Source organism: Salinigranum marinum, assembly GCF_024228675.1.
GTDB lineage: Archaea > Halobacteriota > Halobacteria > Halobacteriales > Haloferacaceae > Salinigranum > Salinigranum marinum.
Genome location: NZ_CP100461.1, coordinates 2,470,019 through 2,488,673 on the forward strand (window position 1 = coordinate 2,470,019; position 18,655 = coordinate 2,488,673).

Annotated in this window: 20 protein-coding genes; 4 read left to right on the plus strand and 16 right to left on the minus strand. The window is 71.2% G+C overall.

The annotated features are described in order from the left end of the window. The first annotated feature begins 105 nt into the window (after positions 1-105). Positions 106-729 (plus strand): molybdenum cofactor guanylyltransferase, encoded by a 624-nt coding sequence (locus NKJ07_RS12230; protein ID WP_318567098.1) that lies wholly within the window; start codon positions 106-108, stop codon positions 727-729. 53 nt (positions 730-782) lie between these two features. Here the strand turns inward: NKJ07_RS12230 and yqeC are convergent, their stop codons facing one another. From yqeC to NKJ07_RS12305, 15 genes are all read right to left on the minus strand, one after another. Beyond that, a complete protein-coding gene (yqeC, locus tag NKJ07_RS12235) occupies positions 783-1,547 on the minus strand; it encodes a selenium cofactor biosynthesis protein YqeC (RefSeq protein WP_318567099.1) in 765 nt (254 codons plus the stop codon). Positions 1,548-1,648: 101 nt separating this feature from the next. Continuing rightward, positions 1,649-3,196, minus strand: coding sequence for a cobyric acid synthase (locus tag NKJ07_RS12240; protein WP_318567100.1), 1,548 nt, complete (start codon positions 3,194-3,196; stop codon positions 1,649-1,651). Positions 3,197-3,350: 154 nt separating this feature from the next. Then, positions 3,351-3,680 carry a DUF7999 family protein gene (locus NKJ07_RS12245; protein ID WP_318567101.1) on the minus strand — a complete coding sequence of 110 codons (330 nt, stop codon included), beginning with the start codon at positions 3,678-3,680 and terminating at the stop codon, positions 3,351-3,353. A gap of 73 nt (positions 3,681-3,753) precedes the next feature. Then, complete coding sequence (locus NKJ07_RS12250) at positions 3,754-4,509, minus strand: cob(I)yrinic acid a,c-diamide adenosyltransferase (RefSeq protein ID WP_318567102.1); 756 nt, start codon at positions 4,507-4,509, stop codon at positions 3,754-3,756. 48 nt (positions 4,510-4,557) lie between these two features. Further along, complete coding sequence (locus NKJ07_RS12255; protein ID WP_318567103.1) at positions 4,558-5,181, minus strand: DUF7504 family protein; 624 nt, start codon at positions 5,179-5,181, stop codon at positions 4,558-4,560. Positions 5,182-5,456: 275 nt separating this feature from the next. Next, positions 5,457-6,752, minus strand: coding sequence for an MGH1-like glycoside hydrolase domain-containing protein (locus NKJ07_RS12260; RefSeq protein WP_318567104.1), 1,296 nt, complete (start codon positions 6,750-6,752; stop codon positions 5,457-5,459). A gap of 64 nt (positions 6,753-6,816) precedes the next feature. Next, entirely contained in the window at positions 6,817-8,136 is a 1,320-nt protein-coding gene (locus NKJ07_RS12265; protein ID WP_318567105.1) for a cobyrinic acid a,c-diamide synthase, read from the minus strand. Beyond that, entirely contained in the window at positions 8,133-8,843 is a 711-nt protein-coding gene (locus tag NKJ07_RS12270) for an adenosylcobinamide amidohydrolase (protein WP_318570454.1), read from the minus strand. Before NKJ07_RS12270 ends, NKJ07_RS12265 begins: the two co-directional genes overlap by 4 nt. A gap of 70 nt (positions 8,844-8,913) precedes the next feature. Beyond that, positions 8,914-9,918 carry a threonine-phosphate decarboxylase CobD gene (gene cobD / locus NKJ07_RS12275; protein WP_318567106.1) on the minus strand — a complete coding sequence of 335 codons (1,005 nt, stop codon included), beginning with the start codon at positions 9,916-9,918 and terminating at the stop codon, positions 8,914-8,916. Further along, positions 9,908-10,924 (minus strand): nicotinate-nucleotide--dimethylbenzimidazole phosphoribosyltransferase family protein, encoded by a 1,017-nt coding sequence (locus tag NKJ07_RS12280; RefSeq protein ID WP_318567107.1) that lies wholly within the window; start codon positions 10,922-10,924, stop codon positions 9,908-9,910. The genes cobD and NKJ07_RS12280 overlap by 11 nt, the downstream gene beginning before the upstream one ends. Then, on the minus strand, positions 10,915-11,577 hold the full coding sequence (locus tag NKJ07_RS12285) for an NTP transferase domain-containing protein (RefSeq protein ID WP_318567108.1): 663 nt from the start codon (positions 11,575-11,577) through the stop codon (positions 10,915-10,917). The genes NKJ07_RS12280 and NKJ07_RS12285 overlap by 10 nt, the downstream gene beginning before the upstream one ends. After that, entirely contained in the window at positions 11,562-12,323 is a 762-nt protein-coding gene (gene cobS / locus NKJ07_RS12290) for an adenosylcobinamide-GDP ribazoletransferase (RefSeq protein WP_318567109.1), read from the minus strand. The genes NKJ07_RS12285 and cobS overlap by 16 nt, the downstream gene beginning before the upstream one ends. After that, positions 12,314-13,210 carry an adenosylcobinamide-phosphate synthase CbiB gene (cbiB, locus tag NKJ07_RS12295; protein WP_318567110.1) on the minus strand — a complete coding sequence of 299 codons (897 nt, stop codon included), beginning with the start codon at positions 13,208-13,210 and terminating at the stop codon, positions 12,314-12,316. Before cbiB ends, cobS begins: the two co-directional genes overlap by 10 nt. Then, on the minus strand, positions 13,201-13,896 hold the full coding sequence (locus NKJ07_RS12300; RefSeq protein WP_318567111.1) for an HAD family hydrolase: 696 nt from the start codon (positions 13,894-13,896) through the stop codon (positions 13,201-13,203). The genes cbiB and NKJ07_RS12300 overlap by 10 nt, the downstream gene beginning before the upstream one ends. An 87-nt stretch (positions 13,897-13,983) precedes the next feature. Next, positions 13,984-14,967, minus strand: coding sequence for an aldo/keto reductase (locus NKJ07_RS12305; protein ID WP_318567112.1), 984 nt, complete (start codon positions 14,965-14,967; stop codon positions 13,984-13,986). Between the two features lie 141 nt (positions 14,968-15,108). Here NKJ07_RS12305 and NKJ07_RS12310 point away from each other — a divergent pair, with 141 nt between their 5' ends. From NKJ07_RS12310 to ftsZ, 3 genes are all read left to right on the plus strand, one after another. Then, complete coding sequence (locus NKJ07_RS12310) at positions 15,109-15,663, plus strand: double zinc ribbon domain-containing protein (RefSeq protein ID WP_318567113.1); 555 nt, start codon at positions 15,109-15,111, stop codon at positions 15,661-15,663. Between the two features lie 226 nt (positions 15,664-15,889). Next, positions 15,890-16,069 carry a ribbon-helix-helix domain-containing protein gene (locus tag NKJ07_RS12315; protein WP_318567114.1) on the plus strand — a complete coding sequence of 60 codons (180 nt, stop codon included), beginning with the start codon at positions 15,890-15,892 and terminating at the stop codon, positions 16,067-16,069. 2 nt (positions 16,070-16,071) lie between these two features. Then, on the plus strand, positions 16,072-17,280 hold the full coding sequence (gene ftsZ / locus NKJ07_RS12320; protein WP_318567115.1) for a cell division protein FtsZ: 1,209 nt from the start codon (positions 16,072-16,074) through the stop codon (positions 17,278-17,280). Positions 17,281-17,607: 327 nt separating this feature from the next. Here the strand turns inward: ftsZ and ncsA are convergent, their stop codons facing one another. Then, the gene (gene ncsA / locus NKJ07_RS12325; RefSeq protein ID WP_318567116.1) at positions 17,608-18,573 is read right to left on the minus strand and encodes a tRNA 2-thiolation protein NcsA; all 966 of its coding nucleotides are present in this window, start codon (positions 18,571-18,573) and stop codon (positions 17,608-17,610) included. Positions 18,574-18,655: the final 82 nt, after the last annotated feature.

An 18,655-nucleotide genomic window follows, 5' to 3' on the forward strand; every position in this document is an offset into this window, starting at 1 on the left:
GGCGGAGGGTCGCCCGCGACCGGACGAGCGCTCGCTCGGATCCACACGGCGTGATCCCCCGTCCGGGAGCCGTAGGCTCTTGTCCGGGGGCGCGCTACGACGAGTATGCCAACCGCCGTCATCGTCGCCGGCGGCCGATCGACCCGCTTCGGCGACCGCGACAAGATCGTCGCCGACCTCGCTGGCACTCCCATGATCCGCCGGGTCGCCGACCGGCTCGCGGGCGTCTGCGACCGCGTCGTCATCAACTGCCGGGCGGACCAGCGAGCCGCCGTCGCCACGGCGCTCGACGGCCTCGCGGTCCCGGTCTCGTTCGCCCTCGATCCCGACCCCGACCACGGACCCGTCGCCGGCATTCGGACGGGGCTCCGGGCGGTCGAAACCGAGTACGCCGTGGTGGTCGCCGGTGACATGCCGTTCGTCGACCCGGGGTTCGTCGGGTACCTGTTCGACCGCGCCGCGGGTCACGACGCCGCCGTCCCCCGGCCCGGGGAGTGGTACCAGCCGATGCAGGCCGTCTACCGCGCGGAGACGATGGCCGACGCCTGCGACGCCGCGCTCGCGGCGAGCGAGGAGGGCGAACCCAGGATCCTCGCGCCGGTCTTCGAGATCGACTACGCCGTCGTCTCCGCCGAAGAGATCGCCGACCGCGCGACCGACGACACGTTCGAGAACCTCAACACGGTCGAGGAACTCCGCGCGGCGGCCGCGCGACTCGCGAAGGAGTGACGGCACGGCGAAGCGGCCGGCAAAGCGACGGCGAGCGACGGCGAGCGGCGCCGTCAGGCGAACACGTCGACGACTGGGTCGGGGTCGATCAGTCGCGTGAGGACGACCCGGTCGATCCGGTCGGTGTGGGCGAGCGCCGCGGCGGCGGCTCGCTCTCCGGCCGCGCGGTGCGTCTCGTCGTCGACCATGTTTACGACGGCCACGACCTGTGCGCCGTCCGGGAGGTCTTTCAGCCCCCCGTCGGGGCTCGCGAGGAGCCGACCGACGGCCTCGGCGTCGATCTCGTCGCCGACGTCGAGTCCGGTGACCGCCGCGACGCGTTCGGGGTGGTGGACCCACTCGTCGGTGAGCGGCTTGCCGACGGCGCGGGCGCTCGCGATCGGGAGGACCGTGTCGGCGCTCGTCGGGACTTGTGGCTCGCGGTCGCTGGGTGCCTTCAGGAGGCGGTTGCGCGCGCCGTCGGCCTTCACCAGGAGGGGTCCGTCGTGGGCGGCCGCGAGGTCGTCGACGACCGCGGGGTCGTAGCCGCGGTAGCGGTCCGCACGGTCGCGTTCGGGAACGAGACCGAGCGGCCATCGTTCCTCGGCGTCGTCGGCGTCGTCGACGTCGACGTCAACGTCGGCGAGCGCGCCGACCGGATCCGCGGTCACGACGACTCGCGCGACCTGGTCGTCGAAGATCGGGATCCGGACCGTCGCGGTCACCACCGCGCGGTCGAGCAGCGAGCCGAGCAGGTAGAGCGTCGTCTTCTTGCCGCCCGCGCCGACCACGGCGACACACTGTCCTTCGTCCGCCGCGAGAGCCGAAGCGAGACGCATCGTTCGACTCTCGACCGCCGGGATAAAAGAACGTGTGGACTGATGCGTCGAACCGACCGAGCGGTGAGGAGCGAGCGTGGCCGCACCACGCCGACGACCGCTCAGCCGCCGACGCCGACCGCATCGAGCACGGTCTCGACTGCCAGTCCCTCGACGAGCGTCGCGGCCCGGTCGTGCGGCGTCTCCGCCTCCGACCCGGTTCCCGGACGGGCCGATTCCTTCGCTTCGAAGAGCGAATCGATGAACACGTCGCGGACCGTGGGGTTCTCGAAGAGGCCGTGAAGATACGTGCCGACGACCCGGTCACGGGCGGCACCGAGCCCTGCGGTGGCGTCGCCGTCGGACGGGGCAAACGGCGTGTCGACCGGTCCCGTCGCCCGAGTCCGTCCCTGGTGGATCTCGTAGCCCGAGACGGGACCGTCCACGCCGGCAAACGGACCGGCGTCGGCGTCGAGTCGGAGCGTGGTGGCGACGACCCGTTTCTCGGGCGAAAAGCGCGTCTCAACGGGCAACAGCCCGAGACCGTCGACGACGTCGTCGTCCCCGGTGCCCTCGACCGCGGCGTTCGTGAGCCGCTCGCCGAGGAGTTGGTAGCCGCCGCAGAGGCCGACGACCGGCCCCGAGAACGCCCGCAGTCGCGCGCCGTAGTCGGCCGCGTGGAGCGCCAGCAGGTCGTCGACGGTGTTTTTCGTCCCCGGCAGGACGACCGCGTCGGCGTCGGCGAAGTCCGCATCGAGCGCCCGGTAGGCGACGCGGACGCCCGGTTCGGCTTCGAGCGGGCCGAGGTCGGTGTAGTTGGCGATGTGAGGGAGCCGTGGGACGACGACCGTGACACCGTCGCCTCCGACCGTCCCGTCGGACGCGCCGCGAACCGTCCCCGACCGTGGGACGGCGACGCTGTCCTCCTCGGGGAGGCCGGGATCGTCGTACGGGAGGACGCCGAGCACGGGCACGCCGGTCCGCGCCTCGATCTCGCGCAGTCCCGGATCGAGCAGGGAGCGTTCGCCGCGGAACTTGGTGACGACGACCCCACAGACCAGATCACGGAGGTCCTCGGGGACGAGTTCGAGCGTGCCGACGATCGCGGCGAACACCCCGCCGCGTTCGATGTCGGCGACGAGGAGAATAGCAGTCTCGTCGCCCGCCGCGTTCCCCACACCCCGGGCCGCAAAACGCGCCGTCTCGACGTTGGCGAGGTCGCGATGGTGGAGGTTGATCTCGGCGATCGAGCCGGCACCCTCGGCCACGACGAGGTCGTGTGCGGCGGCGAGGCGAGCGTGGGCGGCCGCGGCGGCCGAGCGAGCGCGCTCCCAGTGGTCGTCGTAGTAGCCGCCGGCGGCGACCGACGCGGCGACCCGTCCGTCGATCACGAGTTGCGACTCCCCGTCGCCCTGCGGCTTCAACAGGACCGGATTGTGGTCGGTCGTCGGGGCGACGCGGGCGGCGCGCGCCTGGACGTACTGCGAGACCCCAACCTCGCCGAAGCCGTCCCCCGCGGCGCGCGGGACGGCACGGGCGTTCGTGCTCATGTTCTGGGCCTTGAACGGGGCGACGTCGACGCCGCGGTCGGCGAGGAGTCGACAGAACCCGGCCGCGACGGTGGACTTCCCGACGTGGCTGGCGGTCCCCGCGACCAAGAGCGTCGGCATACCGTTCGGCAGGGGGCCGTCACACATAGCCGTGGTGCTGTCGCCTCGCGCGGAGCGCGAAGACGGATCTGACAACGTGGACCGGTGACGCCGACCGACCGGGACCGCGCGCCACGGTCACGACGACGGCCGCTCGGGAGCCGAACCCGGCCCCCTACTGCGTCGCGAGCGGCCGCCGCTCGCGCTCGGTGCGACGGGTCGTCTCGGCCGCGTCGTCGTGGGCCGCACCGCGGCTCGTCGGCCCGACGGCGGTCAGCCGCCAGCAGTTCCCCCGACTGTGGAGCCGGTCCATCTCCACCGGCAGCGTCGTCCCCTCGGGGAGCGGCGCGAACACCTCGCGGACCCCCGTCGCGTACTCGACGACGTGGCGCTGTTCGTTCGATCCTCGTCCCTCGACGATCACCGTCCCGTGCTCGTTTACTGCCCGCCGGGTCGTGACGGTCGTGCGAGCGTCACGGGTGACGGCACGCCGGTGGCTCGGCACGCCTCGAGCGTCCCTCTCCAGCCGTACCGGAGTGGTGCTTGTGATTTGGAGCGCGTCGGGAGCCCTCGGACCGTCAGTACTCGGTCCCGCGGCGAGCCCGCTGTCCGGCGTCCATAGGATGCTTCGACTTTCGAACCTCTGTGACGAGATCGGCTCGATCCAGCAGATAGGTCGGTTCCTCGTGGCTCCCCGTCAGCACGAGTTCGAGGTCGTCGGGCGCGGCGTCGACGAGCGCGAGGACGTCGTCGGCGTCGAGGAGCTCCATCGCGACGGCGTAGAGGATCTCGTCGAGGACGAGCATGTGGACGCCCTCTTCCGGTGGCGCGTCGGGATCGAACGGCGTCGAGCGGTCAGCCGCGGCCGCGGCGTCGACCAGTTCGCGGGCACGGTCGAACCCGGCCCGCGCCGCCGCGGCGTGGTCCGCGTCGTCGCTCCCGTCGGCCATGCCGGCCCAGCCGTAGTGGCCGCGGTTCTCGTAGGAGAGACCGGGCACCGCCGCGATCGCGTTGTACTCCCCGCGGACCGCCTCGACGGAGTCCGCGCCCCCTTTCATGAACTGGAGGACGTGGACCCGGAAGCCGTGGCCCGCGGCCCGGAACGCCATGCCGAGCGCCGCGGTCGTCTTGCCCTTGCCGTCGCCCCACCAGACCTGGACCAGTCCGAACTCCTCGGGTGCGTCCGGGGCGACGCGCCGTGCCTCGGGGCTGACCCCACGTCCGGGGGTGTTGCGACGAACCGTTTCGGGGTCGGCGCCGGAACCGGACGTGGTGTCGGACTCCGCTTCGGCTCCGGCCTCCGGGGCGGTGTCGGTCGTGGACGGATCGCTCATCAGGCCGTACGGGGTGGCGTGAGAGCAAAAAACCCGGAGGTCCGCGACTCACCGCTGGACGACCGAGACGCCGTCGCCGTCGACGGTGACCTGTGCGTCACAGATCGAGCCGAGCGCGTGGACGGTCTGGCTGTCGTGGGCCATCGGGTCGAGATGGAAGTGCGCCGTCACGCCGGCGGCGGCGAGCCTGTTCGTCAGCACGTGGAGGAACTGGGCGAGCGAGCGAGGATCGACGTACTGCAACAGCGGGGTGAGGGAGTCGAACCGGAGCCGCACCTCGGCCCCCTCGCTCTCCCACGTCGACACCGTCTCCAGCAGTCGAACGCCGAGCGTGACGAGGTCGGTCGGGTCGGCGATGCTGTCGGTCTCGACCACCGACGCACCGGCGGTGTCGGGGAGGCCATCGCCGACGAGGACGACCCGAAGTCGGGCCGACCGCGTCGGGAAGTGCTCGTCCCAGATGTCCAGAACCTCCCGCGGGCTGTTGAGCATCGTCACCCACACCACGCTCGCGCCGGCCGGTCGGTCGCCGCCGGCGAGCGCGAGTCCGGTTTCGAGCGTTCGCGCGTCCATCGGCGAGCCCAGGAGAAGCACGTTCGAGGCCTCGCCGAGCGCGACGCTCGGCAAGGCGTGGCCTCCCCCCGAGCGGCCGGAGTCTCCCTGGTCCCCCACGACTACTGTAATGTCTCTCCCGACATACATTAAAGATATCGTGTACTTCTCGGGAGCGAGTCGACGGCTCACGGGAACGAAGACGCCGCGATCGGTGCCGAGAGAACGTGAGAAACGCGAGATGACGGACGTGAGAGAAAGGAGGTGACCGGTCAGTTGTGGAGCCGGGGAGCCGAACCGGCCGCGGCGGGCTCGGAGGGACTGTGGCGGCTGTGTACCGGTGCCTCGCCACGTCGGTGCGACGACCAACCGGTGGTGGCTCGCAACAGTCCCGATCAGCGCTCGTCGGTCCAGTCGAGATACAGCGCCGCGCTCCAGGCGAAGTCGTCGCTCCCGCGGCCCGTGCCGGTGTGTGGGTTGAAGTATTCGCGAAAGCCCTCGCGTTCGAGCAGCGCGAGGCTGTCCGCGCGAACGCGGTCGGCCGCCGCGTCCGCCCCGTACCGTCGGAGGCCGCGTTCGAGGAGCCAGTTGGTGTTCGTCCAGACCGGGCCGCGCCAGTAGCGGTCGGGGTCGAGGTCGTCGCCCACGTACGTCGGGGCGGCGTAGTCGAACGCGAAGAACGACTCGTCGAGCGTGCGACGGAGCCGCTCGAACTGCGCGTCGGTCGGCACGCCGCCGTACGTCGGGAGCAGTCCCGCGACCGTCGGCACCGCCAGGGGCTCGTCGGCGACCCGATCGTACGGAACGAACAGTCCCAGCTCCGCGGACCAGAGCCGGTCGCGCATCACCGCCCGCGTCTCGTCGGCCTGCGCGCGCCACGTCGCTGCGGCGTCTTCGTCCCCGCTGCGCTCGAACAGCGTCGCGAGGTCCTCGCACGCGCGGACGAAGACGCTGTTCGTGAGCACGTCCTCGACCCGGAACGGACAGCGCTCGCGCAGGCGGTCCTCGTCCCAGCCCGCCTCTCGGCCCTGCCTGACGAGCGCGACGTACCGGTCGTAGTCCCAGTCCGTCGGGCGCTGGGCGGCGAGCTCCGCGGACTTGCGGTCGGCGCGCTCGTACTCGACCGCGTCGGGATCGAACCGTTCGAGCACCGGTCGCCACGCGGGCGAGTCGTCCATCCCGGTCTCCCAGGGGTGTCGCGTGTAGACGACGCCGTCGGTCGACCGCTCGCGACGCCACCACGAGAGGTGCTCGGCCAGCGGCGCGAGCACGCGGTCGCGGAACGCGTCGTCCCCCGTCGCCTCGGAGACGCGCCGGGCGGCGGGGACGACGACCGGCGGCTGGGAGATGCCGCTGGTTGCGACCGTGTCGGTGCCGGCGTCCCACTCGTCGGGGCCCGGGAAGTAACCCTCGGCGCCGGTCCAGAAGGCGATCTGGGGGAGCATCCCGTTCGACCACTGCGCCGACAGCAGCGTCTCGATCTCGGCTTTCGCGGCGGCGGGGTCGACGCCCGCGAGCCCGACGGCGATGAAGGCCGAGTCCCAGTTCCACTGGAAGGGGTAGAGCGTCGCGGACGGGATCGTGTAGCCGTCCCGGCGGTTCGACGCCAGGACATCGGTCGCTTCGGCCCGCCGATCGGCCCGCGAGCCGCCGGAACCGAGGTCGGGGTCGGAATCGTCGTGATCGCTCATGAGACGAGCCGACGCGGAGCGTGCGAATGTGGGTTTCGCTTCGGTCGACGCCGGCCGAGCCCCCTCAGCGCGTCGCCGCGGCGGCAGCGAGGAACCGGTCGACCGCGCCGCTCTCGGCGTGGAGGTGGGCGTACGTCCCGAGCGTCTCGTAGGCGACGAGCCCGTCGCGGCCGTCGATCCCCTGCCCGCGCACGACGTCGAAGGCGAACCGGGCGTCGCTCGCGGCGTCGGCCGTCGAGTAGTGGAACTCGTGGCCGCGCCGTGTCTCGCCCGCGCGGGCGGTGAGCGTCCCGCGCTCGGCGCGGAGGTCGACGTGATCGAGCGCCTGGAGCTCGCCGGACAGCCGGACCACCGCCGGAAGGACGCCCGCCATCCGGTGGTCGCGACCGTCGACCGTCAGCGTCTCCGCGAGCGCCATGAGCCCGCCGCACTCGCCCCAGACGGGGACGCCGTCGGCCGCCACGTCCGCGACCTGGTCGAGCGTCGGCCCGCCGGCGAGATCGGCCGCGAATCGTTCGGGGTAGCCGCCGGGCAGGTAGACGGCATCGCACGACGGGAGGTCGTCGCCCGCGACGGGCGAGAACGTGACGACCGTCGCCCGCTCGCGGAGCCGTTCGACCGTGGCCGGGTAGACGAAACAGAACGCGTCGTCGCGGGCGACGGCGACGGTCGGGGGCGGGTCGGCCGAGCCGTGCTCCGGGATCGGATCCGTCTCGACCGGAAACCAGGGCGGCTCGCGCGCCAGTTCGAGCGCCCGGTCGGCGTCGAGACAGTCGGCCGCGGCGGCGAGCGCCGCGTCGTCGGGCGGCGACTCCCGGCCCATGTGGAGCCCGAGGTGACGCTCCGGTATCGACAGGTCGTCGCGCGGGGGCGTCCGGCCGAGATACGCGAGGCCGTCGGGGAGCGCGTCGCGGATGCCCGCCGCGTGTCGTCCGCCGTGGGCGCGTGCGGCCACGACGCCGACGACGTCCACGTCGTGGCCGGACTCGGCGGCGTACGCGCGAAAGCCGAGGGCGGTCGCGGCGACGCTCTCCATCCCCGCGGCGGCGTCGACGACGAGCACCACGGGGAGCCCGAGGCCCGCGGCGACCGCCGCGGTGGACGTGTCGCCGTCGTACAGCCCCATCATCCCCTCGACGACGCAGACGTCGCCGTCGCCGCGAGCGTAGTTCCGCCGCGTCCCCGCCTTCCCCTGGAGCCACGGGTCGAGCGTCCGCGACGGTCGGTCGCAGACGACCGCGTGGTGGCTCGGGTCGATGAAGTCCGGGCCGGCTTTCGCCGGCTGAACCGTCCGACCACCGTCGATCAGCGCCCGACAGAGCGCGAGCGTCGTGACGGTCTTGCCGACGCCCGAGGCGGTGCCGGCGACGACGAGCCCCTTCACAGCCGCGTCACCACCGCCCGAGTGTCGGTGACGACGCCGTACGGGGCGTCCGCGACGGTCGGGATCTCGCCGTCGGCGTACCGCGAGTCGAGGCTGGCGAGCAGGGCGTCGCGGACGCACGCCCGCGCGGCCCGGCCGACGGGCGTGGCGCTCCCCGAAAACCGGGCCCGAGGTCCCGCTGGATCGCAGGCCGCGACGACCGCGTCCGTGGTCGTGCCGGGGACGCCCGTGCGGGCGAGGAGCGTGGCGGCCTTCGCCTCCGCGGCGACGGTGAGGAGGTTCGCGAGCGCGCCGGGTGCGAGCGCGCGGGTGGTACCGACGACGACGTTGACCGTCCCGGGGTGTTCGGCGGGGCGATCGGTCGCGGAGTCGGAGCCGGCGTCGGACGCCTCGCCGTCGGTCACCGGCAGCGCCGCCGGGTTCGAGACGCCCGCGGTGACGACCGCCTCGACGCCGTCGAGCCGTGCGCGCCGGGCGTGCGCCTGGGAGACGCCGGTCAGGAGCGTCGGTCCCGCGGCATCGAACCCGGCGTCGGTCCGCCGCGACTCGACGTAAGCGGCGAGGTCGGTCTCGGGCCAGCCGTCGGGGACGGTCACGTTGTACGCCGCCGGCCCGCGAGACTCCCCGCCGTTCCAGCCGGTCGAGAGCCACCGCGTCCGGGGACGAAGGAACCGGCAGACGCCCGCGTGGACGGTCGTCTCGAACACCTCGACTGGGGCGTCGGTACGGTCGGTCTCGACGGTCCCATCGGCGTCGGCGGGGGCGTCGGACGGCAGGTCAGACACGGGCGAGCGCCTCCAGCAGTCGGTCGTTTTCTTCACGGTGTTTGACCGCGACGCGGACGTGTGAGTCGAGCCCGAAGCTCTCGCAGTCGCGGACGGCGATCCCCTGGCTCGCGAGGCCGTCTGTGATCGCCGCGACCGTGCGCGCGCCGACGCCGAGGAGCAAAAAGGGGGCGTCGGAGGGGTGTGGGTCGTATCCCTCGCTCACGAGGCGATCTCGCATGCGCTCGCGTTCGCTGGCGACCCGTTCTCGCGTGCGCGAGACGAACGCGTCCTGCCGGAGGCAGTGTGCCCCGACCGCGGCCGCGGGGGCCGAGAGGTTCCACGTGGGGCGGGCGGTCTCGATCCGGTCGAACGCGTCGCCGGTCGCACACGCGAAACCCATCCGGAGGCCGGGGAGGCCGAACATCTTGGTCAGCGACCGGCAGACGACGACGCCGTCGACCCCGGCGAGCGAGTCGGCCGGGGTGAAATCGAGGAACGCCTCGTCGACGACGAGGAGCGTTTCTTCGTCCCGGCAGCGGGCGACGAACCGGTCGAGGTCGTCGGGCGCAGGGAGATCGCCGGTGGGGTTGTTCGGCGTGCAGACGACCGCGACGGCGTGGTCCGCGACGGGGGCGTCGAGCACCTCGTCGTGTGGGGCGAACGCAGGCGTGGCCCCCTGCAGACGGACCTCTCGGGCGTACTCGCCGAAGCTCGGCGTCGGGACGAGAACGCTCTCGCCGGGCGAGACGTGCGTGGCGAGCGCCAGGCGGATCGCCTCCGTCCCGCCCGCCGTCGGCACGACCTCGGACGGGGCACAGTCGACGTAGTCGGCGGCGGCCTCGCGGTAGTCAGCGTAGGAGTCGTCGGGGTAGCGGGTCGCGGCCGCGAACGCCTCGTCGTAGGCCGCCTCGACGCCCGGGGGACGTTCGGGGTTGGTGTTGGCGCTGAAGTCGAGCGGCGCGGTCGACCCGCCGTGGACGGCCCGGCCCACCTCGGCGACCGAGTCAGGGTCCACGGGTCCCCTCCCGGTCACCGTCCGTGTCGCCCGAGACGCCGTCCCCAACGAGACTGTCGAGCAGCGCGAGCGCGCGGCCTTCGACCGCGTCGAGTGCGCCGGCGCGCTGGGCGAGCGCCAGCGCCCCGCCCATCGCCGCCCCCTCGCGCCCGACCGTGGCGTACTCCGAGAGGCGCTCGTCGGCGAAGCCGGGGTCGGTCACCGTCCGGTCGAGATCGAGGTCGCGCGCGGCGGGCGCGAGGTCGACGTGGTCGGCGACGTACGACGTGGTGGCGAGTTCGAGCGGGGCGACCGAGCCCGCGTGGCGGACGAGCGCGCTCGCCGCGACCATCTGGGTGCCCCCGGCGAGCGTGACGCGCGTTCCCGATTCGAGCGCACCGACGGCGAGGCCGGAAACGACCGCGAGCACCGGATCACCGGCGAACCGGACGGCGAGTTCGGGATGGTGTGCCGACTCGCCGGGGGCGAGATCTGACGCCGCGAGCGCCGCCTCGGCGAGTTCCTCCTTCCGGGCGAGCGGGTTGTCGGAGAGCGACGACGACACCGGGTACGGCTCGCCGAGCGCCCGCATCGTGGCCAGCGCGGTCGTCGTCCCGCCGGGGATCGTCTCGCCGACCACGAGGTGGTCCTCGTTCAGCCGCTCGGCGAACGCCTTCGCCGCGGCGAACGCGCCCGGTGCGGTGGGGACCGGGTCGGGGTCGCGGACGTCGTGGCCGGGCTTCGCGCCGAAGCCGACCGTCGGCGCACCCGTCGGCTTCGCCAGTCCGCCGTCGCAGACGACGACGTCCAGACCGAGCAGTTCGACGACGGCCCGCGTCACCAGCGCGGGCGTCGGACAGCCGGTCGGACTCACGGGGACGAACGAGGAGCGGACGAGGCGGCCGTACCGGACGAGTTCGGCGTCGGCGCTCGGCGTGTGCCAGCGCAGTTCGGGAGTGGCTCCCGCCGCGCTGATGCCGTCGACGGCCGCCGTGCGGGTCGTCCCCGCGACGAGCATCAGTCGCATCGCGACTCGGCCACCTCCAGGTCGGTGGGATGGTTGACGTTCACGGCCAGCCGTTCGTCGTCGACGACAGACACGCTTTCGATCTCTTCGGTCTCTTCGGCCTCTTCGGCCTCTTCGGCCTCTTCGGCCTCTTCGGCCTCTTCGGCCTCTTCGGCGTCGACGCCGACGACGTTCAACCCCGTCGGCGCGACCGCGCGGCCGTCGTGGTCGAACTGGGTGTCGACGCTCACACCGAGCGAGCACTTCAGGGCGACGGGGACACAGACCGTGAGCGACGCCACGCCCTCCGCGCTCCGTGCGTCGGCGAGCGCGCGGTCGACGTGGTCGGGCGCGAGATGCGGGAGGTCGGCGACGACGGTGAGCACGGGCGAGCCGACGGCGTCGAGCGCGTGGCGGAGGTCCGCGACGTAGCCGTCGCCGGGCGCGTCGACGACGGCGAGCCCGAGTTCGCGGGCGCGGGCACGCGTCTCTGGCGTCCGCGGCGAGGGCACGGCGTGGACGGTCGAGACGGCGCTCGCGCGGAGCGCGCGGACGACGCGGTCGAGCATCGGCTCCCCGCAGACGGTGACGAGCGGTTTCTCTTCTCCTCCCTCCAGCCGCGTCCCCGCCCCACCGCACAGGACGAGCGCCGGGAGGGTTACAGAAGCGCCCACGCGACCACCCCCGCGTGGACGCCGACGGCGCGGCCGAGTTCGTTCGCCGCGCCGAAGACGTCACCGCTGACACCGCCCAGTGCCCCCCGTGCCCAGCGCAGCAGCAAGACCGCGACGACCGGGCCGCCGAGGAGCGCCGCGACGACCGCCGGCGTGCCCAGGGGCGGGGCGAGCGCGAGGACGGGGACGGCGGCGACGAGCGTGGGAAGAAGCGCCGCGGCGTCCGCCTCGTCGGCGAGGGCGGAGCCGAGTCCCTCGTGGGCGGCGTCGCCGAGACAGACGAGCGTCGCCATCCCCGTCTTGGCCCCGATCTCGGCCGCGAGCGCGATGGTCGCGGCGACGCGCGGGCCCGATCCGGCCATTCCGAGCGCGCCGAGCGTCAGCGCCGCGAGCGTCAACACGACAGCGAGCGTCCCGCCGACGCCGGTGTCAGCGTCCTTCAGGGCCGCCCGGCGACGCTCTCGATCCGTCGAGTCGTCGTGGACGGCGGCGGCGTCGGCGACGTCGGCGAGGCCGTCGGCGTGGGTGACGCCCGTCAGCAGGTAGAGCGTCACGAGGTAGAGCGCGGCGGTGGTCGAAAGCGGCAACGGGAGGGCGAGCGGGAGCGCGGCGAAGCCGCCGACGACGTAGCCCGCGAGGACGAACGCCACCGGCGTCCGCCGAAAGGCGTCCCAGGCCCGCTCGTCGCCGCCGACGGGGAGCCGCGTCAGGAACGCCAACGCGCCCTGCAGCGCCCTCAGAACCACGCGACCACCCCCGCGAGGGCGAACGCGAGCAGGCCGGCGCGGGTGACCAGCGCGCCGGCGCGGCGGGCGTCGGCGACGCTCGGGGCCGAGCCGAAGTCGAGGACGTACACACCCGGTTTTTCGAGCGCGACACCCAACACCGCCGCGAGCGTCGCCATCGGCCAGCCGGAGTTCGGCGACGGCGGGTTCCGTGCCTGCTTGCGCGCCCGCGAGAGTGCACCGGGGTCAAGCGCGACGGCGGCGATCAGTACGGCCGTCAGGCGCGCGGGAAGCCACATCGTCAGATCGTCGAGGCGGGCGCTGGCGGTGCCGTGAGGCTTGTGCGGGTAGCCGAGCATGGAGTCGAGGGTGTTGACCGCCTTGACCCAGGTCGCGGCGGCCGCGGCACCCGCCAGCGAGAGGGGGGCGACGAGCGCGAACGCCGCGAGCGGGGCGACGAGGCCGTCGGCGAGGTTCTCCCCGAGGCTCTCGACCGCGGCGCTTCTGACCTCCGACCCCGACAGCGCGCTCGCGTCGCGGCCGGCGAGCGACCGGAGGGCCGTCCGGGCGGCCGGGAGATCGTCGTTCGAGAGCGTCACCACCCGCCGGGCCTCGTCGGTGAGCAGGCGGAGGCTCGTGGTCGAAAACAGGACGAGTCCCGTCGTGAGGGCTGCGAGCGCGGTCGAGAAGCCGAGTCCACGGATCAGCGCGAAGACGGCACCGCTGGCGAGAAGCGGGAGGGAAACGGCGACGACGCTTCCGACGAGCGTCGGCGCGGGCCACGCCCGGTCCGCGGGGGCGACGAGTCGGCCGAACAGCGCCACCGGGTGGACGCTCGCGGGCGGTTCGGCCACCAGCCGGTCGAGGAGCGCGGCGAGGCCGACCGCGGCGGTCGCCGTCACAGGCATCCACACCTCGTGTCCCGCTCACGCGTCTCGCGGCCGCCGTCGGTCCGCGTCCCGTCGCCCTCCGCCGTCCGGTCGGCGAGCCACGCGGGGAACTCGGCGAGCGGGACCTCGCGGACGTCGACGAAGGTGCCGCCGAGCCGGTCGATCCCGCCGTCGGTCGCCCGAGAGTCGCCGACGTGGACGAGCGTCTCGACTGAACTGTCGAGCGCGGCGGCGACGGTCTCGAAGGCGGCGGGTGCGGGCTTGCGCCAGCCACAGCCGACGCTCGTGACGACGCTGTCGAATCGCTTCCGAGAGAGGTCCGAGCGGACGAGCGTCCGCCCGACGAGTTCGGGGACGCTACAGTTCGAGAGCAGGCCGACTGGGCCGCGGTCGCGGGCGGCGTCGACGGCCGCGACCGCACCCGGGCGCGTTCGAACCTGGGGGTCGAACGCCGAGACGATCGCCCGTCTGACGGCGTTGTCCGACGCGGTCACGCCCCGCGAGCGAAGAACGCTCCCGACGTGTGCCGGCAGCGGGATCTCGGCGCCGTCGGGGGCGTCGATCTGCGGCTCCCGGTAGGCCTCGCCGAAGTCGGCGGGGACGGCCACGTCGCGGGCTCGGAGTTCCGCTGCGACGGCGGCCGCGGGGTCGTCCGGTCGGTCGACGTCGACGAGGGTTCCGAAGAGGTCGAACGAGACTGCCACTACGCGTGGATCGGTGAAAGTGAACTTGAAGATGACGGGTGTCGCGAGCCACCGCCGGAAGCACCGGGCTGACGGCGTTGGTTCCGCCTACCAGCGGTGGTGGACGTGTTCGCGGACGTGGGCGTCGTAGACGTCGGAGACGATGCCGTGTCGTTCGTGCGAGAGGGGTGGGTGGTCCGCCGCGGCGACGTTCCCCTCGATGTGCTCGGGCGTGGTCGAGCCGGGAATGACGGTGCTGACCGCGTCGTGGTCGAGGATCCACCGCAGGGTGAACCCCGCGAGCGTCATCTCCTCGGGGACGGCTCGTTCGAGGTCGTCGACTGCGTCGAGCCCCGCGTCGAGCGGGACGCCCGCGAACGTCTCGCCGACGTCGAACGCCTCGCCGTCGCGGTTGAAGTTGCGGTGGTCGTTCTCGGGGAACGTCGTCTCGCGGTCGATCGCACCCGTCAGGAGCCCCGACGCGAGCGGGACGCGGACGATGACGCCGACGTTCTCTCGATACGCCTCACGGAAGAACAGCTCCGACGGGCGCTGGCGGAACGGGTTGAAGATGATCTGGACCGTCTCGACGCCGGGGTACTCGATGGCCTTCAGCGCCTCCTCGCACTTCTCGACGCTGACGCCGTAGGCGTCGATCCGGCCCTCGTCTTTCAGCCGAGACAGGGCGTCGAACGTCTCGGGCTGGTAGTAGGCGTCGGTCGGGGGACAGTGCAACTGCAGGAGGTCGAGCGAGTCGACGCCGAGGTTCTCCCGGGAGCGGTCGACGAACGACGAGAGGTGGTCGTAGTCGTAGTCGGCGGCGACGTGGGGATCGAGCCGGCGGCCGGCCTTGGTCGCGACGACCACGTCGTCGGACGCGTCGCGTTCGTCGAGCACTGCTCGGATGTGACGTTCGCTTCGGCCGTCGCCGTAGACGTCGGCCGTGTCGAGGAAGTCCACGCCGGCGTCGAGCGCGGTGCGGACCGCCTCGCGCCCCGCCTCGTCGGACACGTCTCCCCAGTCGGAGCCGATGTTCCACGTGCCGAGACCGATCTCCCCTACCTCGTACGGGCCGAGTTGGCGCGTTTGCATACGTACTCGTAGCGAGGCCGCGCCCCTAAGTGCGTGTGCGCAGGCAGAGAGTGCCGGCTCGCGTCGGCTGGAAGACAGCCGACGGACAAACGTCCGACACGGTGTAAACGTTCAAGTACTCCGACGTACATCGGGCAGATGATGAGTAAGATCACTTTCCGTGCCGACGATGACCTCGTCAGACGCCTCGAGGAGTTCGACGCGTCGAAAAGCGAGGTCATGCGCGAGGCGCTCCGCGCGTACCTCGACGGGACGGGACGTGAGACGTCGCAGACGCCGGGAGACAGCGTCGACGACGCCCTGGCCGCGCGGGTGGACTCTCTGATCACAGAGCGGCTAGACGAGCGTTTACACGGGCGAGCGGCCCGCAGAGACCCACAGGAGGTCAACGTCAACATCTCCGTCGACGGCGTCGCGCCCGAACCCCGCGTAAACGGGGAGTCCGACGCGGACGCGAGTGCAGACGATCGTAAGACACCTGGGGTGCGCGCGGACGACGAGTTGCAAACGGACGGCGCGCCGTGTAGCCAGTGTGGCGAAACCGTCGCTCCTGACCACGTATACTGCCCGAACTGCGGGGAGAAGACGTCACAGCTCGCGTTCTGTGAGTGCGGCGACGAGCTCCGATCGGACTGGGCGTTCTGCCCCGGTTGCGGCCGACGAACGCCCGCTGCGGACGTTCTCGACCGACCGTAAACGCCGAAATGCGTACTAACAGTCCTCGAAACGTCCGACTTACGTTTTTGTCTTACGGTCGCCGGTAGATTTATAATACAAGCGGAATACCATACGATCGCGTAAGACGGTCGTCTTACAGCGTTCCCGGACGGTGGCACGGTGTGCCGCCGGTGTTCGGTTCGAGCGTGTAAGACGATAACACGGGCCGACATCCGAGCCGTCTTACCGGGGGAATGCAACAACCATGGAGCGTGTGACACTACGGATTCCGAAGCAGCAGATCGAAGAAGTCGAACGAATGGTCGAAACGGGAGAGTTCCCGAACCGGAGCGAGGCGATCCGGTCGGCCGTTCGCGACATGATTAACGAACAGGGCGACACCCGCGAGTCGACGTCGGGCAAGCGCAGCTGGGCGAGGGTCTAACGATGCAGGACATCGTGCAGGAGGCCATGCAGCGCGACGAGGCCGAACGCAAAGCCAAAGCCGAGTCGACCGACGACGACACGTTCGGCGATCCACGGATCGTCATCGTCGGCTGTGGCGGCGCCGGCAACAACACTATCAACCGCCTGTACAACATCGGCGTCGACGGGGCCGACACCGTCGCCATCAATACCGACAAACAGCACCTGAAGATGATCGAGGCCGACACCAAGATCCTCGTGGGCAAGTCGCTCACGCAGGGGCTCGGTGCCGGCGGCGACCCCTCGATGGGCGAGCGTGCCACGGAGATGGCGCAGGGAACAATCAAGGAGGTACTCGGCAACGCGGACCTGGTGTTCGTGACGGCCGGGATGGGCGGCGGCACCGGGACCGGTGCGGCTCCCGTCGTCTCGAAGATCGCCAAAGAACAGGGCGCGATCGTCGTTGGCATGGTGTCGACCCCGTTCAACGTCGAGCGTGCGCGGACGGTGAAAGCCGAGGAAGGCCTGGAGAAACTCCGCAACGAGGCGGACTCCATCATCGTCCTCGACAACAACCGCCTGCTCGACTACGTCCCGAACCTGCCCATCGGCAAGGCCTTCTCCGTGATGGACCAGATCATCGCCGAGACGGTCAAGGGCATCTCCGAGACCATCACCCAGCCCTCGCTGATCAACCTGGACTACGCGGACATGTCCACGATCATGAACCAGGGCGGCGTCGCGGTGATGCTCGTCGGCGAGACCCAGGACAAGAACAAGACCCAGGAAGTGGTGAACGACGCGATGAATCATCCCCTGCTGGACGTGGACTACCGCGGCGCGAGCGGTGGACTGGTCCACATCACAGGCGGCCCCGACCTCACGCTCAAAGAGGCCGAGGGCATCGCGAACAACATCACCGAACGGCTCGAAGCCAGCGCGAACGTCATCTGGGGCGCTCGCATCCAGGACGAGTACAAGGGCAAGGTCCGCGTCATGGCCATCATGACCGGCGTCCAGTCCGCACAGGTGCTCGGCCCGACCACGCAGAAGCAGGCCGACCGCTCGCGACAGAGCATCAACGCCCAGTCCGCTGGACAGTCGCAGTCGGGGCAGGCGAACGGCCAGGGCCAGCAGTTCGACGCCCGACAGAACGCCGAAGCCGGCTGGCAGTCCGACGGCGGTCACAACGAGGTCGAGAAGAACAACGGCCTCGACGTCATCCGCTGAGACGCGGGCGTTTTCGCGTCCGTCGTCGTTCTCGGTCCGTCCGCTCTTTCTTTATGTATCCGCGCGCGCATATCTCAATAAAATATATAGACTATAGAGTAAATGGCGTATGACGAGCATCTGCACTCTATAGAATATATAGAATAGTTCGTCGAGGGTCGTCAGCGGTCGAGACACAGATAACACCCGGAAGAACGCTTCTCTCGTCCGTTTACGGTGTGGAGACGGAGGTTCGACAGGTCGTGGCCGCTCACCCGGAGCGTCCTCCGGTCCGCGGCGTCGACGATCGAAGGAGTGAGGACCGGGACCGCTCGTGTCCCAGGCGAGTCAGGCCTCGTGGACGGCCTCGACGAGGTAACACTTCCGGCAGAGGTCGCGCGCCGTAGGCGCGCCGCACCGATCGCACTCCCCGAACTCCTCTCCGTCGTCGTCGCGGTACCGGATCGCCGCGAGTTCGGCGAGTTCCTCGTAGCCCGCGAGGATCGAGTGGCGCGTGCCCGGATGGGACTCCTCGACGTCGAGGAGTAACCGCTGGATCTCCCCGCGGTAGGCCTCGCTCGCGTGGGGACACTCGGTGATGTGCGCCGGCAGATCGTTCAGGTGGGCGTACAGCGCGACCTCCTTCTCGGGGACGTCGCGCAGGGGCTTCGCGCGCGGAACGAACCGATCGCTCTCCGCGCGATCGGGGAACGGTCCGAGCGAGGCGTCGAAGTGTTTGGCCATCTGCTTGAGATCCCCAGAGAAGAAGTTCATCAGCGCAGTCTGGGCCTCGTCGTCGAGGTTGTGGCCCGTGAGGAGTTTGTCCGCGTCCAGCGCCTCGGCGTAGCGTTCGAGGACGTCTCGGCGGAAGACGCCGCAGTACGCACAGGGGGCCATCCCCTCGGGGTCCGACGCGGCGACGTCGTCCATCCGGAGGTCGAACTCCTCGGCGTAGGTGACGATCTCGTGGTCGATGTCGAGTTCGGCGGTGAGTTCCTCGCTCGCGTCAAGAGAGGCGTCGCGGTAGCCCTCGATCCCCTCGTGGATCGACAGAGCGACCAGCTCGACCCGCGGATCCCGCCCGAAGGTCTCGGCGAGGATATGCGTGAGGACGACGGAGTCCTTCCCGCCAGAGAGCCCGATCACCCACGTCTCGGGGTCGTCGGGGGTCGCCTCGGGCGAGAGCAGGCCATCCTCGCGGATCCGGCGGCGGACGCGCTTGTCGACCGAACCGCAAAAGTGGCGCTCACACAGGTGCAGCCCCGAGTACGCCGCGTGCATGACCGCCTCGCGCCCGCACTTGTCGCACTCCATCTGCCGGGGGTTGTCGGGGGGCGGTCATGTGGGTTTCGTCTCGAACCCGTGACGCCGGGGCGAGAGACTGGACGTGTTGGAT